This window comes from Rugosimonospora acidiphila (genome assembly GCF_039543385.1).
In the GTDB taxonomy this organism is placed as follows: Bacteria; Actinomycetota; Actinomycetes; order Mycobacteriales; family Micromonosporaceae; genus Rugosimonospora; species Rugosimonospora acidiphila.
Genome location: NZ_BAABJQ010000003.1, coordinates 338,640 through 365,236, shown reverse-complemented (window position 1 = coordinate 365,236; position 26,597 = coordinate 338,640). Strand labels below are relative to the sequence as shown.

The following is a 26,597-nucleotide window of genomic DNA, read 5'->3' as shown; positions in this document are numbered from 1 at the left end:
CGAGGCTCGAAGACCGCGCGCCGCGCTGACGCGACCGGTACCCGCGAACGCGGAACGCCGGGTCCGGGGACGAACCGCGGCCGGCTACGCGATGATTACCAACGGTAATTGGTGCGGGGGCGAGGAGCGCGGCGTGTGGGTGACCCGGCTGTCCCGGATCGCCGACCGGCTGCGCCTGCGCTACCCCGGCGGCCCGGACGCGGAGCAGGAGCGGCACGCTACCTGGCTGGAACTGTTCTTCGACCTGGTCTTCGTGCTGGCGCTGTCCGGCGTGACCGCCCGGCTGGGCACCGGCAGCCCGGACGCCGCCCGGATCGGGGTGGCCATCGGCCTGTTCGTGCTGGTCCAGTGGGCCTGGATCGGTCAGGCGTTCTACGACACCCGCTTCGACCCGGACGACGTGCCGCACCGGCTGCTGGTGCTGATCGCCGGGGCGGGGGCCGGTGCCATCGCGCTGGGCGTGCGCGACGTCCCGGTCGGGGTGCTGCTGCCGATCGGGTACCTGGTGGTGCGCGGTGCCCTGCTGCTGATGTACCTGCGGGTGCTCACCGCCGATCGGTCCAATGCGGACCTGGTGGCCGTCTACGGTGCCGGCTTCGGCACCGGCTGGCTGCTCTGGTTGACCTCACTGTTCCTGCCGATCGAGATCCGGCCGGTGCTGTGGATCATCGCGCTCGGGGTCGAGCTGGCCACGCCGTGGCTCGGCCGGCGCTGGCTCAGCCGGTACCCGGTGCATGTCTCGCACCTGCCCGAGCGTCTCGGGCAATTCACCATCATCCTGCTCGGATCCACCCTGACCAACCTGCGCGACGCGGTGCCCACCGCCCATCCGCCCATCCGGACGCTGGTGGCCGCGAGCCTGGGCATCCTGCCGCCGATCGGCATCTGGTGGATCTACACCACGTTCGTGGCCAGCGGCCTACCGGTCCGCCGGCTGGGCAACGGACAGGCGTACGCCTACCTGCACACCCCTGCCGGCGTCGCGGTGCTGTTCATCGGCTGGGGACTGGGCGAGGCGGCCCGCGAGGTGGATGGGGGCGCGCACACCATGCCGCTGGGCGTGCGGTTGGTCTACGGCGGGTCGCTCATCGGCTGGATGGCGTGCGGCTTGGGGCTGAACTGGTTCGCGCTGGGCCGCCTGCACCGGTACCGGCTGGCCATCGGGGCGCTGGGGGCCACGCCGATCGCGGTGGTGATCGGCGTGCCCTCCGCCCCGACCCTGGTCCTCGCCGTGACCTCGGCCGTGTTCGTCGGCTACGCGGCCCTGGTCAATCCGCAGCTCGTCCGGGTGCGGGAGCAGCTGTAGCCGCCGGCGTGTCGTGCGGCGGGACGGTCAGGTGCTGCCACAGGAACTCCAGGACCAGCGCCCACTTGAAGGACAGCTGCGCGTTGTCCGCGGCGCCGCCGTGGCCCCCCTCGACGTTCTCGTAGTAGTGGACGTCGTAGCCCAGCTCGTCCATCCGGGCCACCATCTTGCGGGCGTGCCCCGGGTGCACCCGGTCGTCCCGGGTGGAGGTCACGAACAGCACCGGCGGGTACGGCTGCCCGGCGCGCACGTTGTGGTACGGCGAGAACTCGCTCAGGTACGCCCAGTCCGCCGGGTCGTCGGGGTCGCCGTACTCGGCCATCCAGGACGCGCCGGCGAGCAGCTCGTGGTAGTGCCGCAGATCCAGCAGCGGCACCTGGCTCACGATCGCGCCGAACAACCGCGGGTACCGGGTGAGCATGACGCCCGTGAGCAGCCCGCCGTTGCTGGCGCCCTCGATGCCCAGCCGCTGCCGGGTGGTGATACCACGTTCGACCAGGTCGGTGGCGACCGCGGCGAAGTCCTCGTACGCGCGGGGACGCCGCTCGCGCATCGCGGCGTGGTGCCACGCCGGTCCGTACTCGCCGCCGCCCCGGATGTTGGCCACCACGTACCGGCCGCCCCGCGAGAGCCACCCCCGCCCGATGACCCCGCTGTACCGGGGCGTGTTGGCCAGCTCGAACCCGCCGTAACCGGTCAGCAGGGTCGGCCCATCGCCGGGCGGAGCCACCACGAAATACGGCACCCGGGTGCCGTCCGCGGAGACGGCGAAGAACTGCCGGACCGACATGCCCTCCGCGTCGAAGAAGGCCGGCTCCTCCTTGAGGATCTCCGGCCCATCGGCGCCGACCGTGCCGTGCCGCAGCGTCGCCGGTCGGGTGTACCCACTGGTCGACAGCAGGTACTCGTCGGTGTGGTCCGGGTTGGTGTCGGCCACCTCGGTGTGCCCCTCGGCCAGCCCCGCCCCGTCCGCGGCCGCGGCGGGGTCCACCAGCGGGCCCAGCGTCCAGCCGTGCTCGCCCGGGGTGGCCAGCAGCTGCCGGCTGCGCACGTCGGACAGCACCGTCATGATCAGGTGGTTGCGGGTCCACGAGTGATCGGTCAGCGAGGTGTCCGGCACCGGCTCGAACAGCACCGTCGGCTCGCCGCCGCCGGCCACGAACTCCTCCAGCCGCACGGCCAGCAGGCAGCCCGCGGGGTAGGTGATGGCGTCGCGGGTCCACGGCGTGCGGGTGCGGATCAGCAGCCACTCCCGGTGCAGGTCCACGACCGCGTCGTCCGGCACCGGGATCGGGACCAGCCGCGCCCCGCCGTCCGGCCCGACCACCCGCAGGTGGCGCTGGACGCTGAAGAAGTCGCGCCACCGGCTCACCACGTCGCGCTCGAACCCCGGCGTCGGGTCGTGCACCGCCGACACCGCCACGTCGTCGATGGCGCCCTCGAAGACCACCGTCGCCTCGGACAGCGGCGTGCCGCGCCGCCACTGCTTGACCACCCGCGGATATCCGGAGGAGGTCAGCGAGCCGGGGCCGAAGTCGGTGCCGACGTAGATCCGGTCGAGGTCGATCCAGCCCACCTCGCTCTTGGCCTCGGGCAGGGTGAAGCCGTCAGCCACGAAGGTCAGGCTGGTCAGGTCGAACTCGCGGACCACCGAGGCGTCGGCGCCGCCGCGCGACAGGCTGATCAGGCAGCGCTGGTAGCCGGGGCGCAGCACGGTGGCGCCCTGCCACACCCAGCTCTCGCCCTCCCGCTCGGCCAGCAGGTCCACGTCGAGCAGGACCTCCCAGCGCGGCTGAAGCGTGCGGTACTCCGCCAGGGTGGTGCGCCGCCACAGCCCGCGCGGGTGGTCGCGGTCCTTCCAGAGGTTGTAGAGGTGCTCGCCGCGCCAGGTGGTGAACGGTATCCGGTTTTCGTCGTCGAGCACCTGCCGGATCCCGTCGCGCAGGGCGGCGAACCGGGGTCCGCCGGCCAGTTCGGCCACGGTCCGGTCGCTGCGCCCCCGCACCCAGTCCAGGGCGCCCGGCGCGTCGACATCCTCCAGCCAGCGGTACGGGTCGTCGGTCACGCGGATTATTCTCGCGTACCAGCCGGGTCGAAGGGCAGATCCGGCGGAAAGATCAACCGATCAACCCAGCTCGAAGCCGAGCGCCCCTGCCACCACCATCGCCTGGTCCGGCGAGATGATCGCGCCGGCCAGGCGCGCGTCCCGGGGATCCAGCGCGGACAGGTCGCTGCCGCGCAGGTCACAGCGCACCAGCCCGATGCGCCCCAGCCGGGCGCCGGACAGGTCGACGTCGACGATCGTGGCCCCCTCGCAGTCGGCGCCGGACAGGTCGGCCTCCCGCATGCGTACCCGCCGGATGGTCACTCCGCGCAGGTCGGCGCCGGGCAGCGAGACGAACGACCAGTCGCCGTCCTCGACGCGCAGCGGGCGCAGTTGCGACTCGTGGAACCGGCTGCCGACCAGCTTGCAGCCGTCGAACCGCGTCTCGAACAGGTTGCAGCGCAGGAACTCGCAGCGCAGGAACGCCGAGTCGGCGTGCCGCGAGGCGTTGAACTTGACGTTGCGGAACACACACTCGGTGAACGTGGTGCCCGCGCTGGTGGCCTCGGTGAGGTCGACTCCGGAGAATTCGCACCCCGCGTACCGGCGGCCGGCGAGATCCTCGCCGTACCAGTCCTCACCGGAGAACCGTTCGCCCTCGATCTGATCCGCCACGCCGGCAGCGTAGTGCAGGCCGGGGCCGACCGACCGGTGTAGCCCCCGCCGCGCCGGGTACCCGATGGGGACGGCAGAACAAGCGCGATCCGAGGAGGAATCGTCACCATGGGCCACGACCTGCAGGGTCAGAAGATCGCGATCCTGGCCGCCGATGGGGTGGAGCGGATCGAGCTGGACCAGCCCCGTGGCGCGCTGCACGGCGCCGGTGCCACCACCGAGCTGCTGTCCATCCACCCCGGCGAGATCATGGCGAAACAGTCGGACATTCTGGACGCCGGCAGCGTTCCGGTCGACGCGGTGGTTTCCGACGCGGTCGTCACCGACTACGACGGGCTGCTGCTGCCCGGTGGGGCGGTCAACCCGGACCGGCTGCGGGTCAACCGCGACGCGGTGGAGTTCGTGAGGGCCTTCGCGGCGACCGGCAAGCCGATCGCGGCCATCTGCCACGGGCCGTGGACGCTGCTGGAGGCCGGCGTGGTGAAGGGGCTGCGGCTGACCTCGTACCCGAGCATCCGCACCGACCTGCGCAACGCCGGGGCCGAGGTGCTGGATCAGGAGGTCGTCGTGGACCGCCAGTTCGTGACGAGCCGCTCCCCCGCCGACCTGCCGGCGTTCTGCGCCGCCGTGATCGAACGGTTCGCCATGGTTCCGGCCAGGTGACCGGCCCGACGGCGTGAGCCGACCGTCGCGGCGCGCACTGCCTTGCGGGCGTGCGCGCCGCGACCTGGCGCTGCCGTGGTGACGGTCAGCCGACCGTCACGTCGTCGACGTCGATGGTCCCGGTGCCGTACCAGCCGTGCACCCAGATCTGCAGGTGGCCGGAGGAGCCCGAGGTGAAGCTCACCGACAGCTTGGTGTAGCCGGGGGCCGAGGCCGTCCAGGTGCTCACGTCCGAGGCCGCGCCGGTGGTGCCGATGAAGGCGTAGTTGCCCTCGACCCAGGCGCTCAGCGTGTACGCGTGATTGGGCGTCACCGTGATGCTCTGCGTGCACTGGGCGTCATCGGAGCTGCTGGCCGCCGCCTTCAGTGCCCTGGTGCCGGAGTGCACCGGCGAGGACACCACGCTGCCCAGGCCGCCGGTGCAGGTCCACGGCGACAGCGAGCCGGACTCGAAGCCACCGTTGGTCACCCCGGTGCCGCCACCGCCGGTCGGGGTCGGCGTCGGCGACGCCGGGTGGCTCGGCGTCGGGGACGCAGACGCGGGGTGGCTCGGCGTCGGGGACGCAGAGGCGCTGCGCGTCGGGGGCGGCGTGGGCGATGACGTCCCGGCGCCCGAGGTGAACGGTTCGAAGGCATGGCTGAACTGCCAGGTCGACTGGGGCACCCCGGAGCAGGTGTCCGAGGCGCCGCTGCCCGGGCAGCCGCCGTTGTCCCGCTGCAACGCCCAGAACGATAGCTCGGCGATGCCCTGGCTGGCGGCCCAGCTCTCCACCGCGGGCGCGTCCGCGGTGGTGAACGTCTCGGCCGACCCGAAATCGTCGATGCCCGGCATCTCGGTCACCCCGACCATGCCCCACAACTGGGCGCTGGTCCTGCCCGGGTACAGCTGCTGGAGCTGGCCGACCAGGCCCGCCGCCGCGGTCTTGGTGTCGTTCGCCATCTCGTGGCTGGCGCCGTCGTAGTAGTCGAAGGTCATGATGTTCACGACGTCGATCCGGGCGCTGTTGGCCACCGCGTTCTGCAGCACGGCCAGGCCCTTGGAGTCCAGCCCGTGCGTGGTGGTCGGCAGGGTGTAGACGAACTGCACGGTGCGGCCGTTGCTCACCGCCCAGTCCTCGACCTGCTTGATGGCCTTGTTGCGCCGGTCGATGCCGGCGCTGTTGGTCAACGAGTTGTCCTCGGTGTCCAGGTCGATGCGGGTCACGTTGTAGGTGGTGATGACCTTCTCGTACTGGGCCGCGATCGAGGCGACGTTGGTGCAGCTGTCGGCGATCTCGGTGCCGGTGTCGTCGGCGGCGAACCCGCCGAACGACGGCACCACGTTGCCGCCGCCGGCCTGCATCGCCGAGATGTCGGACCCGAAGGTCGACGAGGCCAGCGGCATGCTCGGGTCACCGTTCCAGTACGCGGTGCACGAGCCCTGGCTGGGGGTCTGGATGAACGCCATGGTCAGGTACTTGTTGCCGGACTGCTGGGCCAGGCCGGACAGGCTGTCGCCCTGGTACGCCTCGAAGTAGGGCGCGAAGACGTGCGCGGGCAGCGGTGCGCCGGTGGCCGCCTGGGCCGACTGGGAGATCGCCAGGGTGGCGACCGCGCCGGCCACGACGACGGCCGCTCCCATGGCGCTGAGTGCACGGGTGCGTCGCATGGAACCTCTTCCTCGGCGGGACGGAATGGGGGGTGAGACGTTGATGAACGTCGGTTAGGAAACTTAACTAAGAGAAGTCCATCTCTGCGTCGATGTCAAGAGGAGCGTGGGCGGAGGCCGGCGTTGACGGAGGCCGGAGTCGGCGGAGGCGCGGAGTTGGCGGAGGCCGGGGTTGACAGGGGCCGCGGAGTTGACGGAGGCCGGAGTGCGCCATCCCCGGATGAGGTAGGTTCACGCCCGAGGGGGTCCGATGGGTGTGATCACGCGGGGGTTCACCGGTCGCGGCCGGCGCGACCTCAACCTGCCTCCGGGGCAATACCTGACCGAGGACTTCCCGGTCCTGTCGGCCGGCCCCACTCCCCGACTCGACCTGGAGCGCTGGGAGTTCGTTCTGGCCAGCGAGACCGGGCAGCGCTACGCCTGGACCTGGTCGGAGCTGCGCGCCCTGCCCAGCGAGCGGGTGACCGTGGACATCCACTGCGTCACCCGGTGGTCCAAGCTCGGCACCCGGTGGGAGGGCGTGTCGCTGGACACCCTGCTGGCCGACGTGGACACGCAGGCGCGCTTCGCGCTGATCCGCTCGTACGGCGGGTACACCACCAACCTGCCCCTGGCCGACCTGCGCGACGGCAAGGCCTGGGTGGCCCACCGGTACGACGGCCGGGACCTGGCTCCCGAGCACGGCGGGCCGGCCCGGCTGCTGGTGCCGCACCTCTACTTCTGGAAGAGCGCCAAGTGGGTGCGCGGGATCGAGCTGAGGCACGAGGACTCGCCGGGTTTCTGGGAGAACGCCGGCTACCACAACTACGGTGACCCGTGGCGCGAGCAGCGGTACACCGACGACTGACCTGGCAGCCGGCCACCGTCGCGCAGGTCAACGACGAGACGGCGACCGCCCGCACCCTGCTGCTGGAGGTCCCCGGCTGGCCCGGCCACGTCGCCGGCCAGCACGTCGACGTGCGGCTGACCGCCGAGGACGGGTACTCGACGCAGCGCAGCTACTCGATCGCGTCGGCGCCCGAGGTCGACCGGCTGGAGCTGACCGTCCAACGGGTGCCGGACGGCGAGGTGTCTCCGTACCTGTGCGACATCGCCCGCCCCGGCGACCAGGTGGAGGTGCGCGGGCCGGTCGGCGGGTACTTCACCTGGCAGCCCGAGTCGGTGGAGCCGGTGCTGCTGGTGGCCGGCGGGTCGGGCATCGCGCCGCTGATGTCGATGGTCCGGGGCCGGGCGGGGGCAAACAGTCGGGTGCCGTTCCGGCTCGTGTACTCCAGCCGCACGCCGGAGGACGTGATTTACGCGCGGGAGCTGAGCCGCCGGGTACGCGACGACCGCGGGCTGGACGTGGCCTTCGCGTACACCCGCAGCGCGCCGCCGGGCTGGCCCCGCCCGCCGGGTCGGCTGGACGCCCCGCTGCTGACCGAGGTCGGCTGGCCGGCCGACTTCGCGCCCGCGGTGTTCGTCTGCGGCCCCACCGGCTTCGTCGAGTCGACCGCGAACCTGCTGGTCTCGCAGGGCCACGAGGCGCAGCGGATCAAGACCGAACGGTTCGGCCCGACCGGAGGTTGAGCGCATGACCGAGCGCCAGACAGGATCCGCCATGAGCGACATCAGCGAGGATCCGATCGACGGCGAGGGCTGGGTGGACGGCAACGAGGCGGCCGGGATCCTCCAGGAGATCTTCACCATGGACATCACCAGCGCCCGGGGCCGGTGCGCGGGGTGCGGACTGGTCGGCCCGATGGCCGAGCTGCGGGTGTACGACCGCGCGCCTGGGCTGGTGGCCCGCTGCCCGGGCTGCGAGAACGTGCTGTTCACGGTGATCCGCGCACCCGACCGGGTCTTCCTGTCGGTCGGCGGCATGACCTACCTCGAGATGGCCCTGCCGGAGGTCGCGGCGCCCGGCTTCACCGGTGCGTGACGAGGAGCTCGCATGACGAGAGACTTTTGCCGAGACGAATAAAAGTTCGCCTCAAAACCTCAGAAGCTCTTTACCTACCGAGCGATATTGCCTAAAGTCCCCGGCGTGGTCCAGAGCCCTGGAGCGCCCGATGGTCCCCTGACGCCGCCACCCGAGCCGGGGTGGGGTGGATCGGTCCACGGATCCACGAGCGGCAGGGGGTGGCAGGCGTGACAACGGCCGACAAGGCGCGGCTGCGGGTTGGCATGGTCGGGTACGCGTTCATGGGCGCGGCACACTCGCAGGCGTGGCGCACCGTCAACCGTGTCTTCGACCTACCGTCACAGGTCTCGATGGTGGCCGTGGCGGGGCGCGATCCGGCGAAGGTCAACGCCGCGGCGCAGCGGCTGGGCTGGGAGCAGGCCGTGACCGACTGGCGCGAGCTGGTCGCCCGCGACGACATCGACCTGATCGACATCTGCACCCCGGGCGACAGCCACGCCACCATCGCGCTGGCCGCGCTGGCCGCCGGCAAGCACGTGCTGTGCGAGAAGCCGCTGGCCAACAGCGTGGCGGAGGCCCGCGACATGGCCTCGGCCGCGGCCACGGCGCGCGAATCCGGCGTCCGGGCGATGTGCGGTTTCAACTACCGGCGGGTGCCGGCGGTGGCCCTGCTGCGCCGGCTCGTGGAGGACGGCCGGCTGGGCGAGATCCGGCACGTGCGCGCGGCCTACCTCCAGGACTGGATCACCGACCCGCAGTTCCCGCTGGTCTGGCGGCTGCGACGGGAGCTGGCGGGGTCCGGCGCGCTGGGCGACATCGGCGCGCACATCGTCGACCTCACCCAGTACGTCACCGGCCAGCGGATCACCGGAGTCAGCGCGCTGACCGAGACGTTCATCAAGCGCCGCCCGCTGCCGGCCGAATCGTCGGGCCTGTCGGCGTCGGCCGGCCCGGCGCCGTCAGGTCCGCCGGCGACGGAGGCGTCCGCGTCGCCCGCCGCCGAGGAGGCGGGCATCGCCGCCGGCACCGGGCCGGTGACCGTCGACGACGCCGCGCTGTTCCTCGCCCGGCTGGAAGGCGGGGCGGTGGCCACGTACGAGGCCACCCGGTTCGCCACCGGCCGCAAGAACGGGCTGCGCGTAGAGATCAACGGCTCGCTCGGCTCCGCCGCCTTCGACCTCGAACGCCTCAACGAGCTGGAGTTCTACGACGCGACCGCGCCGTCCGCGCGGCAGGGCTTCACCCGGATCCTGGTCACCGAGCCGGAGCACCCGTACCTGTCGGCGTGGTGGCCGCCGGGCCACCTCATCGGGTACGAGCACAGCTTCACCCACCAGATGCGCGACCTGATCGAGGCGGTGGCCGGCGGCACCGACCCCCGGCCGTCCTTCGACGACGCGCTGCAGGTCCAGCTCGTCCTGGACGCCGTCGAGCGCAGCGCGGCGAACGGCTCGGGCTGGACAGCCGTCGGGCACGCCTAAGTCAGTACCCATGGAGGAGACGCGATGACGCGACCGATCACCCTGTTCACCGGCCAGTGGGCCGACCTGCCGTTCGAGCAGGTGTGCCGGCTGGCGTCGGAATGGGGGTACGACGGCCTGGAGATCGCCTGTTGGGGCGATCATTTCGAGGTCGACCGCGCGCTGGCCGAAGACGGGTACGTCGAGGGCAAGCGGGCCATGCTGGCCAAGTACAACCTCAACGTGTGGGCCATCTCCAACCACCTGGTCGGGCAGGCCGTCTGCGACCACCCGATCGACCAGCGCCACCAGGGCATCCTGCCGTCCCGGATCTGGGGCGACGGGGAGCCCGAGGGGGTGCGCCGGCGGGCGGCCGAGGAGCTGAAGAACACCGCCCGGGCCGCGGCCCGGCTGGGCGTGCGTACCGTCGTCGGGTTCACCGGCTCGTCCATCTGGCACACGGTGGCCATGTTCCCGCCGGTGCCGGCGTCGATGATCGAGGACGGGTACCAGGACTTCGCCGACCGGTGGAACCCGATCCTCGACGTGTTCGACGAGGTCGGCGTGCGCTTCGCCCACGAGGTACACCCCAGCGAGATCGCGTACGACTACTGGACCACCCGCCGGACGCTGGAGGCCATCGGGCACCGGCCGGCCTTCGGCCTGAACTGGGACCCGTCGCACTTCGTGTGGCAGGAGCTCGACCCGGTCAACTTCATCCTGGAGTTCGCCGACCGGATCTACCACGTGGACTGCAAGGACGCCAAGGTGCGCACGGGTGACGGCCGCCGGGGCCGCCTCGCGTCCCACCTGCCCTGGGCCGACCTGCGCCGGGGCTGGGACTTCATCTCGACCGGCCACGGCGACGTGCCGTGGGAGGACTGCTTCCGGGCGCTGAACTCGATCGGGTACGACGGGCCGCTGTCGATCGAGTGGGAGGACGCGGGCATGGACCGGCTGGCCGGCGCGCCGGAGGCGCTGGAGTTCGTGCGGCGCTTCGCCTTCGACCCGCCCACTGCCGCGTTCGACGCCGCCTTCAGCAGCCAGTCGTAGCCCGACCCACGCCCGGCCCCGGGCCTGGTAGCGCTCACCGCTACCGGGCCCGGGGCCGTCGCGCATCCGCGTCAGGCCGCGCGGGCGGCCGTCGGCTTCGCGGCCGGGCCGGCCAACGGTCGGCTTCGCGGGCCGGGCCGCGCGGGTCGCGCGAACGGGTCGGCGGCCGGGCCGGCCGGCTCAGCGGCTGACAGTGGTGAGCAGCGTGGTGATCCGCTCCGGTGCGCCGGGCAGCCCCAGGTGCCAGCCCTGGCCCACGTCGCAGCCCAGTTCGGCCAGGGCCTGCGCCTGCTCCGCCGTCTCCACGCCCTCCGCGGTCACCGTCAGCCCGAGCGTGTGCGCCAGCGACACCATGGTGGACAGGATCGCCTCGCCGGTCGGGTCGGTACCCGGCTGCTTGAGCGAACGCACGAACGCACCATCGATCTTCAACGCGTGTACCGGCAGGGTGCGCAGGTACGCCAGGTTCGCGTACCCGGTGCCGAAGTCGTCGATGGCCAGACGTACCCCGAGATCCGCCAGCTCGTGCAGGGTGCCGATGGTCCCGTCGTCGGTGCCGATGACCGCGCTCTCAGTGATCTCCAACTGGAGCCGCTCGGCCGCCAGCCCGGTCTCGTCCAGCACGCCGCGGATCTCTTCGAGCAGGCCCGGGTGGCGCAGCTGACGGACCGCCAGGTTGACGCTGATGAACGGGGCGTCGGGGCTGAGCCGGTGCCAGTCGGCGGCCTGCGCACAGGCCTGCTGCAACAGCCGCAGGCCCAGCGGGACGATGAGCCCGGTGTCCTCGGCGAGGTCGATGAACCCGTCCGGGGTGATCACCCCGTGCACCGGGTGGCGCCACCGGGCCAGCGCCTCGGCACCCCGGGTCGCACCGTCGACCAGGTCGACCAGCGGCTGGTAGACCAGCGCGAATTCGCCCCGGGTCAGCGCCCCCGGCATCTCCGCGGACAGCGTGTACCGCGCGACGTAGCGCGCGCTGCGGTGCGGGTCGTACAGCACCCACCGGCTCTTGCCGTCCAGCTTGGCCCAGTGCAGGCTCATCCGGGCCGCCCGGGCCACCTCGGTCGGGTCGGTGCCGTCCACCGACTCCTCGACGATGCCGACGCTCGCGGTCACGGTCAGCCGGTGCCCGTCGAGCTGGATCGGGTCGCTCAACGCCTCGAGGATCGCGTCCGCGATGGCGGCGGCGTCCGCGGTCCCGGTGGTGTTCTCGACGATCAGGCCGAACTCGTCGCCGCCCAGCCGGGCCAGCCGGTACCCGCTGGCCCGCGCCAGCCGGCCGAGCCGGCGCGCGGCGGCGACCAGCAGGTCGTCGCCGGTCTGCTGGCCGAGGGTGTCGTTGACCAGGTCGAAGCGGTCCAGATTGACCGCGCACACGGCCAGCCGGCGGCTCGGCGTCGCGTCGGCGAACAGTCCGGCCAGCCACTCCATGAACAGCACCCGGTTGGGCAGGCCGGTCAGCGGGTCGTGCTGGCTGGCGTAGTGGCGCTGGTCCTCGCTGGCGCGCAGTCGGGCCTCGGCCCGGGACCGGGCGACCAGCGCGGCCCGGCGGATCGCCTCCTGCTCGTCGAGGGTGCGGTCGCGCAGCGCCCGGGTGTACCCGGTGATCAGGGCCGGCACCAGCCGGTCCAGCCCGGCCCGGTACGGCGCCTCGGGCAGGTTGAGGCAGGCCAGTAGCCGGTCGTTGAGGATGGCGACGGTGCGGCCCAGCGCCTCGGGAGCGGCGAAGTTCGCGGCGACGAGGTCGACCCCGGTCTGGTACGCCCGGTCCGGACCACCGGGCGCCCCGTCCAGCACGTCCGCCAGCCGCACGGTGAACCGTTGCAGCAGCGACTCGATCTCCTCGCGGGTCAGCGGCACATAACCGGTGCCCAGGATCGCGCCCGCCCAGGCCCGGGCGAAGGCGCGGGCACCCGGCCAACCGGCGGTGGACAGCTCACCGGTCGCCGTCTCGGCAGTCACCCGTTGTACCCCGCGCCGGCCGGCGCGGTGGCGAGGCCCGGCGGCGCCACCCCACGGGCGGCGGCGGACCGTGCGACGCCGAGCCGTGCGTGGCCGGCGCCGGAGGGCGTCCGGGTGATGTTCTCGATCATGGCAGCCGCCGTCTCGGGGTGGGGATGTCCACCGACACCCTATTGCCTTCGCCGTGTCGAATCGATATTCGGAGGGCGGTTTCGGCACGGCCGGGCGGGCCGGCCGGCGGCGGCCGGTTCGCCCGCGCGGCCTGGGCCCCACGCCGTGATCCACCGGTCGCCCTGCTGCGCGGCCACCCCGCGGGCGGACGATGGGCCCCGCCCGAACGATCGGCGCGAACGCCCGCCCGACCCGCCGAACCGGGCGGGTGGGCGTGGCACCTAACGGCGGCGGGTGCGGCGCGGCGTGGCCGCCTGCGGCCCGTCCTGGACGATGCCGGTCTCCTGGACGGCCTGGCAGGCGTCGGTCATCGGATGCCGGCTGTTGGCGTGGGTGGCCAGGCGCCGCAGCAGGTCCCGGAAGGTGGTCCGGTCCGCCTCGTCGAGGGCCGAGAGCAGGTGATCCTCGGTCAGCCGCAGCCGCTCGTCCAGCTCGGTCAGCCGGGTCCTGCCCGGCTCGGTGACGCAGACGCGGCGCACCCGGCGGTCGGCGGGGTCGGGCTGACGCACGATGAGGCCCGCCCGCTCGAGGTCGTCGAGCAGGTAGGTCATCACGGTGCGGTCGATCCCGAGTTCGTTGGCCAGCGCGAGCTGGGTCCCCAGGGCGGTGGTGGCGGCGGCCGCGAGGACCTGGTATCCGCGCGGTCCACCGGGCAGGTCGGCGACCGCGACGTTGGCCTCCTTGACATACGACCGGAAGACCGCGCCCAGCGCCCAGCCGAGATCACTGTCCAGGGGGCCGCACGGCCCGGCCGGCGCGTCGGCGCTGGCCGAGGGGACCGAGGACGCTGCCATCCGCCCATAGTACCTGGCCAGCCGCTCCAGCACGGAAGAGTTGCGAGGGAGATGTTCTGCGTGGCAGACTTTCTGCTTGCCAGTAGATCTGCAATACCAAGGAGTTCCTGTGAGCCTCTTCCGCCTGGATGCGAGCATTCGCACCGAGGGATCGATCAGCCGCGAGGTCGCGGATACCGTCGAGAAGGCCTGGCGAGCCGAACACCCGCACGCCCAGGTGGTCCGCCGCGACGTGGGTCAGGAGCCACTGCCGGCGACCAGCTGGCGCGACGCGGTCGGCGGCTGGCACACCCCCGCCGAGCAGCGCACGCCGCAGCAGGCCGAGGCGGTGGCGCTGTCCACGACGCTGCTCGACGAACTGCTCGACGCCGACGCGTACCTGTTCGCCGCTCCGCTGTACAACTACGGCGTTCCGCAGTACCTGAAGGCGTGGATCGACCTGATCATCGCTAACCCCGGGGGCACCTCCGCCGAGAGTCCGCTGCTGGCGGGCCGGCCGGGCGTCCTGGTGCTCGTCCGGGGCGGCGGGTACGGCCCGGGCGCCCCGCGGGAGGGGTGGGACCACGCCGGCCCGTACCTGCGGCGCGTCCTCGGCGACCTGTGGGGCCTGGACCTGCACGTCGTGGAGGCCGAACTGACCCTGGCCGGCGCCGTGCCGGCCATGGCGTCGCTGGTCGGGCTGGCCGACGAGTCCCGCCGCAACGCCCACGTCGTCGCCGATTCGCACGGCCGGACCCTCGCCCAGCGCATGCGGGCCGCCGCGGCCTGAGCGCCGTTGTCCCGATGACCGCGGTCCGGGAACCGGGGCCAGGTCCCCGGACCGCGGCGCTCAAGCGGGGAAGCGTGGGGGGTGCGCGCCCGCGCCGCGGCGCGGTCGAGGGGGACATTCCCCGGTGGCCGCGCTCCCCCGCGGTCGCGCTTCCCGGCGGTCCCGGTCCTCAGCCGAGGCGCCCGGCCGTGCGGGCGAGCAGCGGGATGAGGACCGCGGCCGCCGCCAGGTGCATGCACATCAGCGAGACGGTGGCGGTGGTGGTGGCCCCGCCGAGCGGGCCGGCCAGCGACAGCACCAGCACCGCCAGCGCGATGGCGGTCCAGATGCCGCGCGCCCGGCGGCTGAACCTCTCCAGCACGGCGAGCAGCGCCCAGGCGGCGAGCCCGACCAGCAGGCTCACCACCACGACCTCGGCCGGGCCGACGCGGTAGACGTCACCGCCGGAGTCGACCGCGAGCCTGACCCCGGCCAGCGGCCCGGCGACCGCCCAGACGGTCAGCGTCGCGACCGCCGTGGCGGCCACGGCGAGCATCCGGTCGCGGGGGCCCGAACGGGGCCGCGATCCGGCCCGGACAGTCGTGGACACGGGTACCTCCCATAGGAACGGCAAACGGCGTCGACCCGAAAGGTAGGAGTCCGGCCGGCCCGACCGGATCGGTCCGCGGACCGGACTTCGGCTCGATCCGCGGAAGGAGTCGCGGCACCGCGCGAGTACCTCCGACGGACGGCGCCGGCTCGGTCGCGAGGATGAGCCCGCGTCCCGGCTCAGCCTCGGGACCGATGACCACGCCGGTCGCGCCACCTATGCTTCGCAGCGTGCGCCCCAACGCCTCCTGTCGATCCGAGGGTCCGTGGGTCGGCGACATCCTGTTCGCCGCGCTGATCGCGGCGGTGCTGGCCGTCCTGATCCCGATCGTCCCCGGCGGCCCGCACACCGCCGTGGGTACCGCCGCCGCGCTCGCCCTGGCGGTGGTGCAGGGCGGGGCGCTGATCTGGATGCGCCGCCACCCCGAACGCGCCATGGCGGTGGTCATCCTGGCCGGACTCGGGCTGCAGATCCTGGGGCCGCACCTGCCCTGGTTCGGCCTCGCGTCGGCCCCGATGATCACGTTCAGCATGCTGCGGCCACCCCGGGTGACCCTGTGGGCGCTGGGCATCCTGATCGTCCCCACGCCGTGGGTGCTGGCCTCCGGCGGCGGGTGGCGGGACCTGCTGCTGGCCATCGCCGGACCGGCCCTGTCCTGGTCGCTCGGGGAGCTGGCCCGCACCCGGTTCCTGCGCCGCGACGCGGAGCGGCGGCGCATCATCGCCGAGGAGCGCGCCCGCATCGCCCGGGAACTGCACGACGTGGTGGCGCACACGGTGTCGGTCATCGTGGTGCAGGCCGCCGCCGCCGAGGACGTGTTCGACGCCCGGCCGGAGCGGGCCCGGGAGGCGCTCGGCGGGATCCAGGCCGCCGCCCGTACCGCCCTGTCCGAGCTGCGCACCCTGCTTTCGACCATGCGCCCGGAGGAGTCGGACGAACCGAACGCGCCGCAGCCGGGGCTCGCCCAGCTCGACTCCCTCGCCGCCCCGCTGCGCGCCGCCGGGCTGACCGTCGTGCTGCGCACCGAGGGCAGCGCCGGACCCATGCCGCCCGGGGTCGATCTGTCCGCGTACCGCATAGTGCAGGAGTCGCTGACCAACACGCTGCGCCACGCGCACGCGACCAGGGCCGACGTCACCGTCCGGTACGCGCCGCTGGCGCTGCAGTTGGAGATCGCCGACGACGGTACGACGCGGTCGGCCGGCGGCGCGGCCACGTCGGGGACCCGCCACGGGATCGTCGGCATGCGGGAGCGCGCCCGGCTGCTGGGCGGCACGCTGGACGCCGGGCCCGGCCCACGGGGCGGCTTCCTGGTCCGCGCCCACCTGCCGCTGAGCTCGGCCCGATGAACGTACGCGTACTGATCGCCGACGATCAGGAGCTGGTCCGCGCCGGCCTCGCCATGATTATCGACGCCCGCGAGGACCTGTCGGTCGTGGGCGAGGCCGCCGACGGGCTGGAGGCGATCGTGCTCGCCGAACGGCACCGCCCCAACGTGATCCTGATGGACGTGCGCATGCCCCGCCTCGACGGCATCGAGGCGACCCGCCGGCTGGTCGCGGCCGGCAACCCGGCGCGGGTCATCATGCTCACCACGTTCGACCTGGACGAGCCGGTGTTCGCCGCGCTGCGCGCGGGGGCGAGCGGCTTCCTGCTCAAGGACACCCGCCCCGCCGACCTGGCCGAGGCGGTCAGGGTGGTGTCCCGGGGCGAGGCGCTGCTCGCGCCGACGGTGACCCGGCGGCTGCTGGACCGCTTCGCCGACCAACTGCCCGGCGGCCGGCGGCCCAAACGGTTGGACGCGCTGACCAGCCGCGAGGTCGAGGTGCTCACGCTGGTTGCCCGAGCGATGTCCAATGCCGAGATCGCGCAGCGGCTGAGCCTGAGCCAGGCCACCGTGAAGACGCACCTGTCGGCCATCCTCACCAAGCTCGACCTGCGCGACCGGGTCCAGGCCGTCGTGCTGGCCTACGAGGTCGGGCTGGTCCGGCCGGGCTCGGCACCGTAGCGCACACCACGGCTCGGCCCCCCGCGCCGATTGCCGCCACGCCGGGATGGGGTGGGCAGCGCCGCTCGCCGGTGCCTAATGTTCACCCATAGACAGCGTTGTCGATGGGAGGCGCTCGTGACGACGAGCATCGGTGTGGTGAAGGAATCCGAACCTGGTGAGCACCGGGTAGCCGTGGTACCCGCGGTGATACCGCGGCTTCGCGACCTGGGCTGCGAGGTGCTCGTCGAGAACGACGCCGGCACCGGCGCGTTCCTGCCCGACAGCGCGTATACCGAGGTAGGCGCGGTACCGGTCGCCGGGGCGGAACTGTACGAGCGGGCCGACGTGCTGGCGTGTGTCCGGCCGCCGTCCGGCGACCAGGTGCCGCGGATGCGCCGGGGTCAGGTTCTGGTGGGAATGCTGGAGCCGCTGGCCGACCCGGATCTGTTCAGGGCGCTGGCCGAGCGCGGCGTGGAGGCGGTGAGCCTGGACCTGTTGCCCCGCACGCTGAGCCGGGCGCAGTCGATGGACGCGCTGACCTCGCAGGCCAGCATCGCGGGGTACAAGGCGGCGCTGGTGGCCGCCGACGCGTACGGCCGGTACTTCCCGATGCTGATGACCGCCGCCGGCACCGCGAAACCGGCGCAGGTGCTGGTGCTCGGGGTCGGGGTGGCCGGGCTGTCGGCGATCGGCACCGCGCGCCGGCTGGGCGCGCAGGTGACCGGCTACGACATCCGCCCGGAGACGCGCGACGAGGTCCACTCGATGGGCGCCCGGTTCCTGGACCTGGCCGGAGTCAGCGTAGGCAGTGGTGAGGGCGGCTACGCCAGGGCGCTGTCGGAGTCCGAGCGCGACGCCCAGCAGGAGGCGCTGCAGCAGCGCATCGGTGAATTCGACGTGGTGATAACCACCGCGCTGGTACCGGGCCGAAAACCCCCGCTGCTGGTCACCCGCGAGGCGCTCAAGGGAATGCGCCCCGGCTCGGTCGTGGTCGACCTGGCCGCCGGCCCGCGCGGCGGGAACGTGGAGGGGTCCGAGCCCGACCGCAGCGTGCTGATCGCCGACGGGGTACGGCTCATCGGCGCCGGCAACCTGCCCTCGAGCATGGCGCCGGGTGCCTCGGCCGCGTACGCGCGCAACATCGCGGCCCTGCTGGCACACCTCGTCCGCGACGGGGCGCCACGCCTGGACCTCGACGACGAAATCCTCGCCGCCACCGTGGTTACCAGCGGTGGACAGGTGCGCATCGGCGGAGGTGCCCGATGAGCGCCGACCTGATGTTCGACCTGACCGTGTTCGTGCTCAGCCTGCTGGTCGGCTTCGAGGTGATCAGCAAGGTGCCGGCGACCCTGCACACCCCGCTGATGTCGGGCGCCAACTCCATCCACGGCATCGTGCTGGTCGGCGCGATGCTCATCGCCGGCACCGCGCACGGGCCGGCCGGGTACCTGCTGGCGTTCGTCGCGATGGCCTTCGCCACCGCGAACGTGGTGGGCGGGTACGTGGTCACCGACCGGATGCTCGGCATGTTCCGGGCCCGCACCCCGCAGCCCCGCCAGCGAAGCGAGGATCCGGCATGAGCGCCTTCGACACCGCCACCCGCCTGGTATATCTGGCCGCCGCGGCCGGCTTCGTACTCGGGCTGCACCTGATGAACTCCCCCGCCACCGCCCGGCGCGGCAATCAGCTCTCCGCCGCCGCGATGGCCGTCGCCGTGCTCGTCACCGGCGCCGTGCTCATCCACGACGACAGCATCACCGCGGTCGGCGTGGTGGTGTTGCTGGCCGGTGCCGCCTTCGGCGGGGCCGTGGGCCTCTACGCCGCGCGTGGCGTCGCGATGACGGCCATGCCCCAACTGGTCAGCCTGTTCAACGCCGTCGGCGGGGCCGCCGCCGCCCTGCTGGCCGTCAACGACCTGACCGACGGCACCAGCGCGGGTACCTCGGTCGCGGTGACCGCCGCGCTGGACATCCTCATCGGCACCGTCACCTTCACCGGTTCGCTGATCGCCGCCGGCAAGCTGCAGGGCTGGATACCCAGCCAGCCGCTGGTGTTCCCCGGCGCGCGGGCGCTGACCGGCGTGCTGGCCGCCGGGTTCCTGGGCGGGGGCTGCTGGCTGGTCGCCGCGCCCGGCGACCGGGTGGCGCTGGTGCTGCTCGTGCTGTGCGGGCTCGGCTTCGGGGTCACCATGGTGCTGCCCATCGGCGGAGCCGACATGCCCGTGGTCATCTCGCTGCTCAACGCCTTCACCGGTACCGCCGTGGCGATGGCCGGGTTCGTGCTGGCCAACCCGGTACTCATCATCGCCGGTGCCCTGGTCGGCGCGTCCGGCACCATCCTGACCAAGCTGATGGCCGACGCGATGAACCGGTCCATCCCCAGCATCATCGTCGGCGGCTTCGGCACCGGTGACGCCCCGTCGGTCGGTACCAGCCGGGACGCCCACGTCCGCGAGGTGTCCGCCGACGACGTCGCCATCCAGCTCGCGTACGCCAGCAAGGTGATGTTCGTGCCCGGGTACGGCCTGGCCGCCGCGCAGGCACAGCACCAGCTCGCCGAGCTCGGGCAGTTGCTGGAGGCGCGCGGCATCGAGGTCAGCTACGCCATCCACCCGGTGGCCGGGCGCATGCCCGGGCACATGAACGTCCTGCTCGCCGAGGCCAACGTGCCCTACCCGCAGCTACAGGAGATGGACGAGGCCAATCCCGAGTTCGCCCGGACCGACGTCGCCCTGGTCGTGGGCGCCAACGACGTCACCAACCCGGTCGCCCGCCGGCCCGGCAACCCCATCTCCGGCATGCCCATCCTGGACGTCGATCAGGCCCGGGCGGTGGTGGTCATCAAGCGCTCGATGGGCCACGGGTACGCCGGCATCGACAACGAGCTGTACGCCGACCCGCGGACCGGCATGCTGTTCGCCGACGCCCGCAGGGGCATCACCGAGCTCACCGCGGCGGTGAAGACCCTGGTCGGCTGAGGGCCCGGCACCGCGGGCCCCCCGGAGACGGCGTGGGGGCGGCCGGTCGCCCGGCCGCCCCCACGCAACGGTGGTGCGCTACGGTGCCACGTCCCAGTACGGGCCGATGTGGTAGGTCGCCAGCACCATGTCGGTGGCCTGCTTCTCCCACTGCGCGTACCGGTCGCCGAACGCGGAGACCTGCACGTCCTGCGCCGCCACGGTCAGCGGAAGGTTCTGCCAGCCCGGCACCCGGGTCAGCGCGTCGTAGAACGCGGAGGCGGCGTAGTGCGGGTCGGTCAGCTCGGCCGGCGTGCCCCACCCGGACGACGGACGCTGCTGGAACAGGCCCAGCGAGTCGTGGTCGTTGCCCGCGCCGAGGTTGCCGTAGTTGTGCAGCTTGGTTTCCTGCAGCGAGGTGGCCACGGCGATCACCCACGCGCGGGGCGGCAGGTTCAGCTGCTGCCCGGTGTCGACGATCGAGCGAGCGTTGTCCATCTGCTCGACCGTCGGGATGAAGGTCGACTGGTCGATGGGCATGCCCTCCGGCATCAGCTGCCCCGGGCTCGGCGCCATGGCGGCGGGGGTGGCCGGCGCTGCCGCGCCCGGCTTGGCCTGCTGCTGAGGCTGGGCCTGCGACTGAGGCTGGGCCTGGGGTTGGGGCTGGCTCGCCGACTTGGCCTGCGGCGCGAGCCCCGGAACGGCCGACACCACGGGCGCCTTCGCCGGCTGTGCGGCCTCGGCGCTCACCGCGTGGAACGCGGCCGGCCAGGCCAACTGCGCGACCAGCAGCAGGCCGAGGACGGCCCGCCGGGAGATGCCGGGCATCCACTGCTGGAGGCGGTCGACGCGGGCCAGCAGCCACCGCCCGTACGGGGCGAGTCGGGCCAGAATCGGACGGCTGCGCTCGGCGAGCCAGCGGCGGGGCCGGGCGGTCCGGATCATGATCCAGGCCACACCGGCGAGCAGCCAGCGCCTCGCGCGGTCGCCATACGGACGCGCCCGATGTCCGATGCTCAGAAGCCAGGAGCGGGCGCGGTCAAGGTTGACCAGTGCCCAGTTCGCGACGGCTGACAGCCATCGCCGGGCACGGTCGAAGTTGACCAGCACAATGGTTCCTTTTCTTTTCGGGGGACGGACGCCACGGTACAACCGACCCCCTCTAAAGGGCATTCCAGGATTATTGGCTCAGCACAATCGAGACGAATTAATTGCATGACACAATGAACGATTGACATCTATTTTAGCTGGCCAGACCGCATCGAAGTAGGCTCGCTCGGCGCCTTATCGCGCTCTTCTCGTGACCCGGCTCACGACAGATCAGGGTTTGAAGGATCGGCGGAGACATCGACCGGATAGGCAGGTACGTGGACGTTTCCACCCGGATGATGTCACGCCTCGCCTATCGAATCCCGTGCTCCGCTACGACGCCTCCCGGCCTGCATGGCCGCCAATTCGTTCGGTGCGCCCGCTCATCCCAGACGCCGGATATCGTGCGGTTTCCGATTCGCCGCGAGACGCACCGGGCGAGCCCGATACCGGCGAATGCGCGCATTCGAAAAGCGGCGTTCGTTCGTTCCCGCGCAACCCGACCCAGCGGGAGGCGTACCGGTTCGGCGGGGCCGTTACCGGGCCGCGCCATCCGGGACAGTTTCCCGCCGGTTGACAGATCGACAATCAGTGTTGACCATTGCCCCCGATGTCACCGGCCACCCCGGCGGGAGCCGACCGCTCCCCAACGGCATGAAGGGCGATGATCGATGTACTACTCGGCCGCGCGGATCGCCACCACCCGCCCCGACCGCTACGTCAAACAGCTGGTCTCCCACCTGAGCCATGGGGCGCCCGCCGACCTGGACGACGAGGGACGCGGCAGCGTCACGCTGAGCCTGGGCGCGTGCTCGCTCGTGCCGTCGGCCGACCGGATCGACCTGGTCGCCAGGGCCAGCAACGCCGAGGACCTGACCGGGGTGCAGGACGTCATCGCCCGCCACCTGCTGCGCTTCGCCACGCAGGACGAGCTCGCGGTCGACTGGGCTCCCCTGGTGCGCCCCGCGACGCTCGCGGACGACGCCGCACTGCTCGATCTCGACGCCACGTCGTGGACCGCCGGGTCGGGCTTTCCGTCATTCCACACCGAGCAGCGGGAGTCGTTCTTCCGCGACAGCAAGGTGCCGGAGCACCACCTGGTCGCGCAGCTCGGCGGGGAGCTGGTCGGCCGGGTCTGCACACGACCCAAGTACGAACTGGTCGAGGGCGACGGCGTCTACGCGATCATCGGGCTGGTGGTGGCACCGGACGCGCGCCGGATGGGCGTCGCGTCGGCGCTGCTGGCCGCGGCCGAACGGACGGCCGTCGACAAGGGCGCCCGGAAGCTGAGCCTGAGCGTCCTGGGCAGTAACCCGACCGCGATCCGGCTCTACGAGCGCCACGGGTACGCCATCGAGAACCGCGGTGTCGACGAGTTCCTGATCGACGGTCGGTACGTCGATGACGTCGGTATGGCCAAGCCACTGCCCCGCTAGTTCGGCGGCGGTCCGCCACCCGGCCCGGCGACGGCCACGGACGGCACGGCCGGGCCCGGCCCGCCGTCGTGCGCCTGGGCCGGGATCGCCGGCGCCGCCGGGCCCACCACCCGTACCGAGCCCGGCAGCCCGTCGACGATGATCCGGCCGGTGCCGTCCAGCGTGGCGCCCACCGCCGCCCCGGCCACCCGCAGCCCCCGCGCCGCGATGGCGCCCAGGGGCGCACCGGGCATCGGCCGCAGGCGCAACTCCCCGGCCGGTACGTCGGGCTCCAGGCCCAGCGCCGCCGCCAGGATCGCCACCCCGGCGGCGGCCGACCACGCCTGCGGGTGACACGCCATCGGGTACGGCACCGGGCGGCCCGGCGTCTCGCGGTCGTCGCCGCCGTACAGTTCGGGCAGCCGGTACCCGAAGGACTCGGCCGCGGCCAGGACGCCGTCGGCCAGCCGGGCGGCCTCCGCACCGAACCCGGCCCGGGCCAGCCCGGCCACGGCGATCGCCGTGTCGTGCGGCCACACCGAGCCGCAGTGGTAGGACAGTGGGCTGAATCCGGCGTCTTCGGTGGACATGGTGCGCAGGCCGTAGCCGCCGGACAGGGCGGGCCCGGCCAGCGCCCGCGCCACGTGCCCGGACTCCGCCTCGTCGAGCAGGCCGGTGCCCAGCAGGTGACCGATGTTGCTGGTCAGCGAGTCCACCGGGCGGCCGTCGCGATCCAGAGCCAGGGCCGGGTACGGCCCGAGCGGCCCGTCCACCCAGAATCTCGCCCGGAACCGCCGCGCCAGGTCGGCCGCGTACTCCCGCCAGTGCCGCGCCCCGGGCTGATCGAAGGCGGACAGCAGCGCCGCACCGTGCAGCGCGGCCTGGTACGCGTAGCCCTGCACCTCGCACAGCGCGATCGGGCCCCGCGCGATCGTGCCGTCGCGGAAGCGCACCGAGTCCCCGGAGTCCTTCCAGCCCTGGTTGGCCAGCCCTCTCCCATCGCGATCGAGGTAGCTGACGAAGCCGTCGCCGTCCAGGTCGGCGTACCGGTCCAGCCAGCCCAGCGCCGCGCGCAGCTGGGGCAGCAGCGCGGCCACCTCCGGCTCGGGCAACCCCCACCGCCACGCGTCGTGCAGCAGGGCAATCCACAGCAGCGTGGCGTCGACCGTGCCGTAGTACGCGGCCGGTGCGTCGCCCGCCCGCACGGCGAACACGCCGCTGTACCGCAGCTCATGCATGATCTTGCCGGGCTCCTCGCCGGACACCGGGTCGACCCGCGCGCCCTGCCGGCGGGCCAGCGCGCGCAGCGTGCCGGCGGCCAGCCCGGTGCCGGTCGGCAGCAGCATCCGGGCGGCCCAGATGCTGTCCCGGCCGAACAGCGTCAGATACCACGGGACGCCGGCGCCGAGGAAGGTGTCGCCGGGGCCGGACGGCTCGGCCAGGCGCAGCGCCGCCAGGTCCGCCATCGACCGGTGCAGCAGCCGGACCAGCCGGCGGTCGTCGGCGACCACCTCGGGGGTGGACCACTCGACCGGCCCGTCGGCCGCGGTGACCACGGCGGCCATCGTGGCCACCCGGACCCGCCAGCGCAGGGTCACGGTCCGGCCCGGCGGCAGGTCGACCGGCCAGCTCAGCCGGGCCCGCGCCGACCCGTCCCCCACCGCGGAACCGGCTGCGGGGTCAATACCGGGGTCCATACCGGGGTCAATCGCGGGATCAATACCGGGGTCGATGGCGGAATCAGCGGCGGGAGAGATCTCGGCGCCCTCGGCGGTGACGCGCACCGAGGTGCCGGGTGTCGACCAGACCAGGTCGGCGCCGGCCCGCCGGGCCGGCAGCGACACTCCGGTGCCGCCCCGGCGAACCGACCTCATCGCGGCCAGGTCGCAGCCTAGGTCGACGGTGACGGTGACGCGCACGGGAGCGGACGCGGTCGAGGCCAGCCGGATCTCCTCGGACAGCCCATCCGGTGCCATCCGGCGCAGCCGGTCCACCCGCACGGTCGGGTCCGGCCCGGTGTCGCCCAACCCGCGGACCAGCGCCACGAACCACGCCGAGTGCGGGCCGTCCAGCGTGTGCAGAACCGACTCCGGCTCGATGCCGTCGATCCGCAGCACCGCCTCGGACAGCGCGCGGCAGTCGGCGTAGAAGACGCCCTGCACGCCGCGCGCGCGGATCTGGCCATCCTGGCCGGACAGCGCGCTGACCGGAGCGCGCACGGTCACCGTGAGGTCGTGCAGCATCGGCTGCAGGGGCCGCCGGTGCGGGGTGATGGTCACCCGACGCCTCCCCTCGGGGCGAGAGGCCCGCCGCGCGGGATGCTCCGTGTCATCCGCCCCTTATGAACGATTTTATCGTCTTTAATCATCCCCAATCCGAGCGGATCATTCAAGACCTCGGAGAGGGGCAACCTGCCCGGCGGACGTGACCGCCGCCACGCCGCCACCGCCGCCGCCGCCACGCCGCCACCGCCGTCGAGCCGACCGCCGTCGAGCCCACCGGCACAGTGTCGCCGGCACAGTGGCCGGACCGCGGCACGGGTGGTTACCGGAGGCCCGCGCGGGAGCAAGCGAAGGGTGGGTTCAGGGTTTTTCGGCGCCGAAGGCCACCCGTGCGGCGTCGCGCGGTACCCGCTGGCCGGGCGGCGCCGGGACCACCCGGCGCCGGGCCGGCCCCGGTACGCCGGGCGCCTCGCCCGTGGCCTCGAGCAGGACGAGATCGTGCGGCAGCTGCCAGAGCGTGCCGGACTCGTCGGTCGCGATCCGCTGAGCCGGCACCCGGCCGAGCAGCCAGTCATAGCCCATCCGCTCCGCTATGGCCCGCCGCACGTCCGGCTCCGATTCCCGCTCCCAGTCCCGGCCGGTCACCTCGCCGCCGATGACCTGCGGGCGCACCGGCACGCCGTGCCACGCGTACCCGGCGAAGCCGTCCCGGTAGGCCAGCGCCGGCCCCTGCGCGCTGTGCAGCCGCAGGCCGGACTCCGTCTGCTCGACCGCCAGCCGGAAGGGCCGCTCCGCCACCACGCACGCCGCCGGGTGAGGCCACCAGCGGCCGGCCGCCCGCACCGCGTCGGCCACCAGGTTCAGCCGCAGCAGGGCGTTGGGGTGGTAATCGACCGCACCGATCCGGTGGTACAGGTCGTACCGCGCGACCCAGCCGAGCTCGCCCAGGCCGCCCCGCTGGGCGGTCGCCGACGCGCGCAGCGACCGCGCGAGCGAGGACCGCACCGCGTCGCCCTCCCAGCCGGCCGGGTCGCCGAGCTTGGTCAGCAGCGCGTCCCGCAGCAGTTGACGCTGCGCGCGCAGCACGTTCTCCAGGTCGATCGGTGCCCAGGAGCGCTCGATCGTCCGGCGCAGCGACGGGTGCAGCTGCCGGTCGACCGCGCGGCGCAGCGCGTCGCCCAGCGACGCGTCACGCAGCCGCTGGCGCCGCACCGGCTCGGGCATGCGCCGCACGTTGCGGAACAGGGTCGCCCACTCCCACCAGGGCGGGTAGCCGCTGAGCAGGTCGAGGCCGAACAGCCCGGTCGCCGCCTCGGCGAACGAACGGTACGGGTCGCGCAGCAGATCGCGCGGCCGGCCGGTCCGGGGCAGCAGGTCCGCGATGGACTCGGCCAGCGACGCCGACACGGAGTCGCGCAGCCGGCCGCCCAGGGCGTCCCACAGCGGGTCGGACAGCGCCTCGCGCAGCGTGGCGGTCAGCGGCGTGCCCTCCTCGGTGGTGACTCCCGACAGCAGCCACAGGGCAAGGCTGCCGCTGGCCGGCGAGTCCACCCAGACGAACCGGGGCGGTCCGAGCCCCCGCAGCTCGTACAGGCGGGCGATGGCATACTCGGCGGCGGCACGATCGGCGGGCCTCGTCGCGAGCGCGTGCGTCAGCCACTCGGCACGCACCTGATCGACGAGGTGCCACTGCTCCCCCGTCAGGCTGCGTACCTGAGGATTCGCCATCTGAAATGCTCGCTTCCGCCACATAAAGGGCTATTGACAGAATACGAAAGGCGCTGCGTCGTCCCAAGTGTTGGCGAAACCAAATATGTGAAATATTCTGGCGGCGATTATGCCCTGATCACCTCAGTCGATCGGCCGCGGGGCCCGGGCGTTGGTAGGA

The 26,597-nt window shown here is 72.9% G+C and carries 24 protein-coding genes; 14 read left to right on the top strand and 10 right to left on the bottom strand.

The features are described 5' to 3' along the window. The first annotated feature begins 133 nt into the window (after positions 1-133). On the top strand, positions 134-1,306 hold the full coding sequence (locus tag ABEA87_RS06890; RefSeq protein WP_345627120.1) for a low temperature requirement protein A: 1,173 nt from the start codon (positions 134-136) through the stop codon (positions 1,304-1,306). Here ABEA87_RS06890 and ABEA87_RS06885 read toward each other — a convergent pair. Together ABEA87_RS06885 and ABEA87_RS06880 are read right to left on the bottom strand one after the other, a co-directional pair. Then, positions 1,269-3,371 carry a prolyl oligopeptidase family serine peptidase gene (locus ABEA87_RS06885; protein WP_345627118.1) on the bottom strand — a complete coding sequence of 701 codons (2,103 nt, stop codon included), beginning with the start codon at positions 3,369-3,371 and terminating at the stop codon, positions 1,269-1,271. The genes ABEA87_RS06890 and ABEA87_RS06885 overlap by 38 nt on opposite strands. 60 nt (positions 3,372-3,431) lie before the next feature. Continuing rightward, positions 3,432-4,025, bottom strand: coding sequence for a pentapeptide repeat-containing protein (locus ABEA87_RS06880; protein ID WP_345627116.1), 594 nt, complete (start codon positions 4,023-4,025; stop codon positions 3,432-3,434). Positions 4,026-4,133: 108 nt separating this feature from the next. Between ABEA87_RS06880 and ABEA87_RS06875 the strand changes: the two genes are divergently transcribed. Continuing rightward, positions 4,134-4,688, top strand: a complete 555-nt coding sequence (locus ABEA87_RS06875) for a type 1 glutamine amidotransferase domain-containing protein (RefSeq protein ID WP_345627114.1) — start codon at positions 4,134-4,136, stop codon at positions 4,686-4,688. 85 nt (positions 4,689-4,773) lie between these two features. Here the strand turns inward: ABEA87_RS06875 and ABEA87_RS06870 are convergent, their stop codons facing one another. Continuing rightward, on the bottom strand, positions 4,774-6,336 hold the full coding sequence (locus tag ABEA87_RS06870) for a carbohydrate binding domain-containing protein (RefSeq protein ID WP_345627113.1): 1,563 nt from the start codon (positions 6,334-6,336) through the stop codon (positions 4,774-4,776). 250 nt (positions 6,337-6,586) lie between these two features. Between ABEA87_RS06870 and ABEA87_RS06865 the strand changes: the two genes are divergently transcribed. The 5 genes from ABEA87_RS06865 to ABEA87_RS06845 all read left to right on the top strand — a co-directional run bounded on the left by ABEA87_RS06865 (position 6,587) and on the right by ABEA87_RS06845 (position 10,752). After that, positions 6,587-7,183: a sulfite oxidase-like oxidoreductase gene (locus ABEA87_RS06865; RefSeq protein WP_345627112.1), complete on the top strand. Its 597-nt coding sequence runs from the start codon at positions 6,587-6,589 to the stop codon at positions 7,181-7,183. Continuing rightward, positions 7,153-7,905 (top strand): ferredoxin reductase, encoded by a 753-nt coding sequence (locus ABEA87_RS06860; RefSeq protein ID WP_345627110.1) that lies wholly within the window; start codon positions 7,153-7,155, stop codon positions 7,903-7,905. Before ABEA87_RS06865 ends, ABEA87_RS06860 begins: the two co-directional genes overlap by 31 nt. Before the next feature lie 31 nt (positions 7,906-7,936). Further along, complete coding sequence (locus ABEA87_RS06855; protein WP_345627108.1) at positions 7,937-8,257, top strand: DUF6510 family protein; 321 nt, start codon at positions 7,937-7,939, stop codon at positions 8,255-8,257. 245 nt (positions 8,258-8,502) lie between these two features. After that, positions 8,503-9,720 carry a Gfo/Idh/MocA family protein gene (locus tag ABEA87_RS06850; RefSeq protein WP_345627364.1) on the top strand — a complete coding sequence of 406 codons (1,218 nt, stop codon included), beginning with the start codon at positions 8,503-8,505 and terminating at the stop codon, positions 9,718-9,720. A gap of 24 nt (positions 9,721-9,744) precedes the next feature. Then, a complete protein-coding gene (locus ABEA87_RS06845; protein ID WP_345627107.1) occupies positions 9,745-10,752 on the top strand; it encodes a sugar phosphate isomerase/epimerase family protein in 1,008 nt (335 codons plus the stop codon). 180 nt (positions 10,753-10,932) lie between these two features. On the opposite strand, the gene ABEA87_RS06840 is transcribed toward ABEA87_RS06845, so the two are convergent. From ABEA87_RS06840 to ABEA87_RS06830, 3 genes are all read right to left on the bottom strand, one after another. Beyond that, a complete protein-coding gene (locus tag ABEA87_RS06840) occupies positions 10,933-12,714 on the bottom strand; it encodes a putative bifunctional diguanylate cyclase/phosphodiesterase (RefSeq protein WP_345627106.1) in 1,782 nt (593 codons plus the stop codon). Then, positions 12,711-12,845: a hypothetical protein gene (locus ABEA87_RS06835; protein WP_345627104.1), complete on the bottom strand. Its 135-nt coding sequence runs from the start codon at positions 12,843-12,845 to the stop codon at positions 12,711-12,713. Before ABEA87_RS06835 ends, ABEA87_RS06840 begins: the two co-directional genes overlap by 4 nt. A gap of 261 nt (positions 12,846-13,106) precedes the next feature. Beyond that, positions 13,107-13,679, bottom strand: coding sequence for a MarR family winged helix-turn-helix transcriptional regulator (locus ABEA87_RS06830; RefSeq protein ID WP_345627103.1), 573 nt, complete (start codon positions 13,677-13,679; stop codon positions 13,107-13,109). Positions 13,680-13,788: 109 nt separating this feature from the next. Between ABEA87_RS06830 and ABEA87_RS06825 the strand changes: the two genes are divergently transcribed. Next, a complete protein-coding gene (locus ABEA87_RS06825; protein WP_345627101.1) occupies positions 13,789-14,448 on the top strand; it encodes an FMN-dependent NADH-azoreductase in 660 nt (219 codons plus the stop codon). 169 nt (positions 14,449-14,617) lie between these two features. Here ABEA87_RS06825 and ABEA87_RS06820 read toward each other — a convergent pair whose 3' ends face one another. Beyond that, entirely contained in the window at positions 14,618-15,037 is a 420-nt protein-coding gene (locus ABEA87_RS06820) for a DUF6069 family protein (RefSeq protein WP_345627099.1), read from the bottom strand. Positions 15,038-15,267: 230 nt separating this feature from the next. Between ABEA87_RS06820 and ABEA87_RS06815 the strand changes: the two genes are divergently transcribed. The 5 genes from ABEA87_RS06815 (at position 15,268) to ABEA87_RS06795 (ending at position 20,004) form a co-directional block, all read left to right on the top strand. Continuing rightward, positions 15,268-16,386 carry a sensor histidine kinase gene (locus ABEA87_RS06815; RefSeq protein ID WP_345627098.1) on the top strand — a complete coding sequence of 373 codons (1,119 nt, stop codon included), beginning with the start codon at positions 15,268-15,270 and terminating at the stop codon, positions 16,384-16,386. Further along, a complete protein-coding gene (locus ABEA87_RS06810; RefSeq protein ID WP_345627096.1) occupies positions 16,383-17,045 on the top strand; it encodes a response regulator transcription factor in 663 nt (220 codons plus the stop codon). Before ABEA87_RS06815 ends, ABEA87_RS06810 begins: the two co-directional genes overlap by 4 nt. A 117-nt stretch (positions 17,046-17,162) precedes the next feature. Then, positions 17,163-18,293: an NAD(P) transhydrogenase subunit alpha gene (locus ABEA87_RS06805; RefSeq protein WP_345627094.1), complete on the top strand. Its 1,131-nt coding sequence runs from the start codon at positions 17,163-17,165 to the stop codon at positions 18,291-18,293. Further along, positions 18,290-18,607, top strand: a complete 318-nt coding sequence (locus ABEA87_RS06800; protein WP_345627092.1) for an NAD(P) transhydrogenase subunit alpha part 2 — start codon at positions 18,290-18,292, stop codon at positions 18,605-18,607. The genes ABEA87_RS06805 and ABEA87_RS06800 overlap by 4 nt, the downstream gene beginning before the upstream one ends. Beyond that, entirely contained in the window at positions 18,604-20,004 is a 1,401-nt protein-coding gene (locus tag ABEA87_RS06795) for an NAD(P)(+) transhydrogenase (Re/Si-specific) subunit beta (protein WP_345627090.1), read from the top strand. Before ABEA87_RS06800 ends, ABEA87_RS06795 begins: the two co-directional genes overlap by 4 nt. A gap of 78 nt (positions 20,005-20,082) precedes the next feature. On the opposite strand, the gene ABEA87_RS06790 is transcribed toward ABEA87_RS06795, so the two are convergent. Then, positions 20,083-21,093 (bottom strand): hypothetical protein, encoded by a 1,011-nt coding sequence (locus ABEA87_RS06790; RefSeq protein ID WP_345627088.1) that lies wholly within the window; start codon positions 21,091-21,093, stop codon positions 20,083-20,085. A 650-nt stretch (positions 21,094-21,743) separates the two neighbouring features. On the opposite strand from ABEA87_RS06790, the gene ABEA87_RS06785 reads away from it, so the two are divergent. Then, positions 21,744-22,508 carry a GNAT family N-acetyltransferase gene (locus ABEA87_RS06785; RefSeq protein ID WP_345627086.1) on the top strand — a complete coding sequence of 255 codons (765 nt, stop codon included), beginning with the start codon at positions 21,744-21,746 and terminating at the stop codon, positions 22,506-22,508. Here ABEA87_RS06785 and ABEA87_RS06780 read toward each other — a convergent pair. Both ABEA87_RS06780 and ABEA87_RS06775 read right to left on the bottom strand, forming a co-directional pair. Beyond that, positions 22,505-24,766: an amylo-alpha-1,6-glucosidase gene (locus ABEA87_RS06780; RefSeq protein ID WP_345627084.1), complete on the bottom strand. Its 2,262-nt coding sequence runs from the start codon at positions 24,764-24,766 to the stop codon at positions 22,505-22,507. The genes ABEA87_RS06785 and ABEA87_RS06780 overlap by 4 nt on opposite strands. A 303-nt stretch (positions 24,767-25,069) precedes the next feature. Then, positions 25,070-26,437, bottom strand: a complete 1,368-nt coding sequence (locus ABEA87_RS06775; RefSeq protein ID WP_345627083.1) for a DUF6745 domain-containing protein — start codon at positions 26,435-26,437, stop codon at positions 25,070-25,072. Positions 26,438-26,597: the final 160 nt, after the last annotated feature.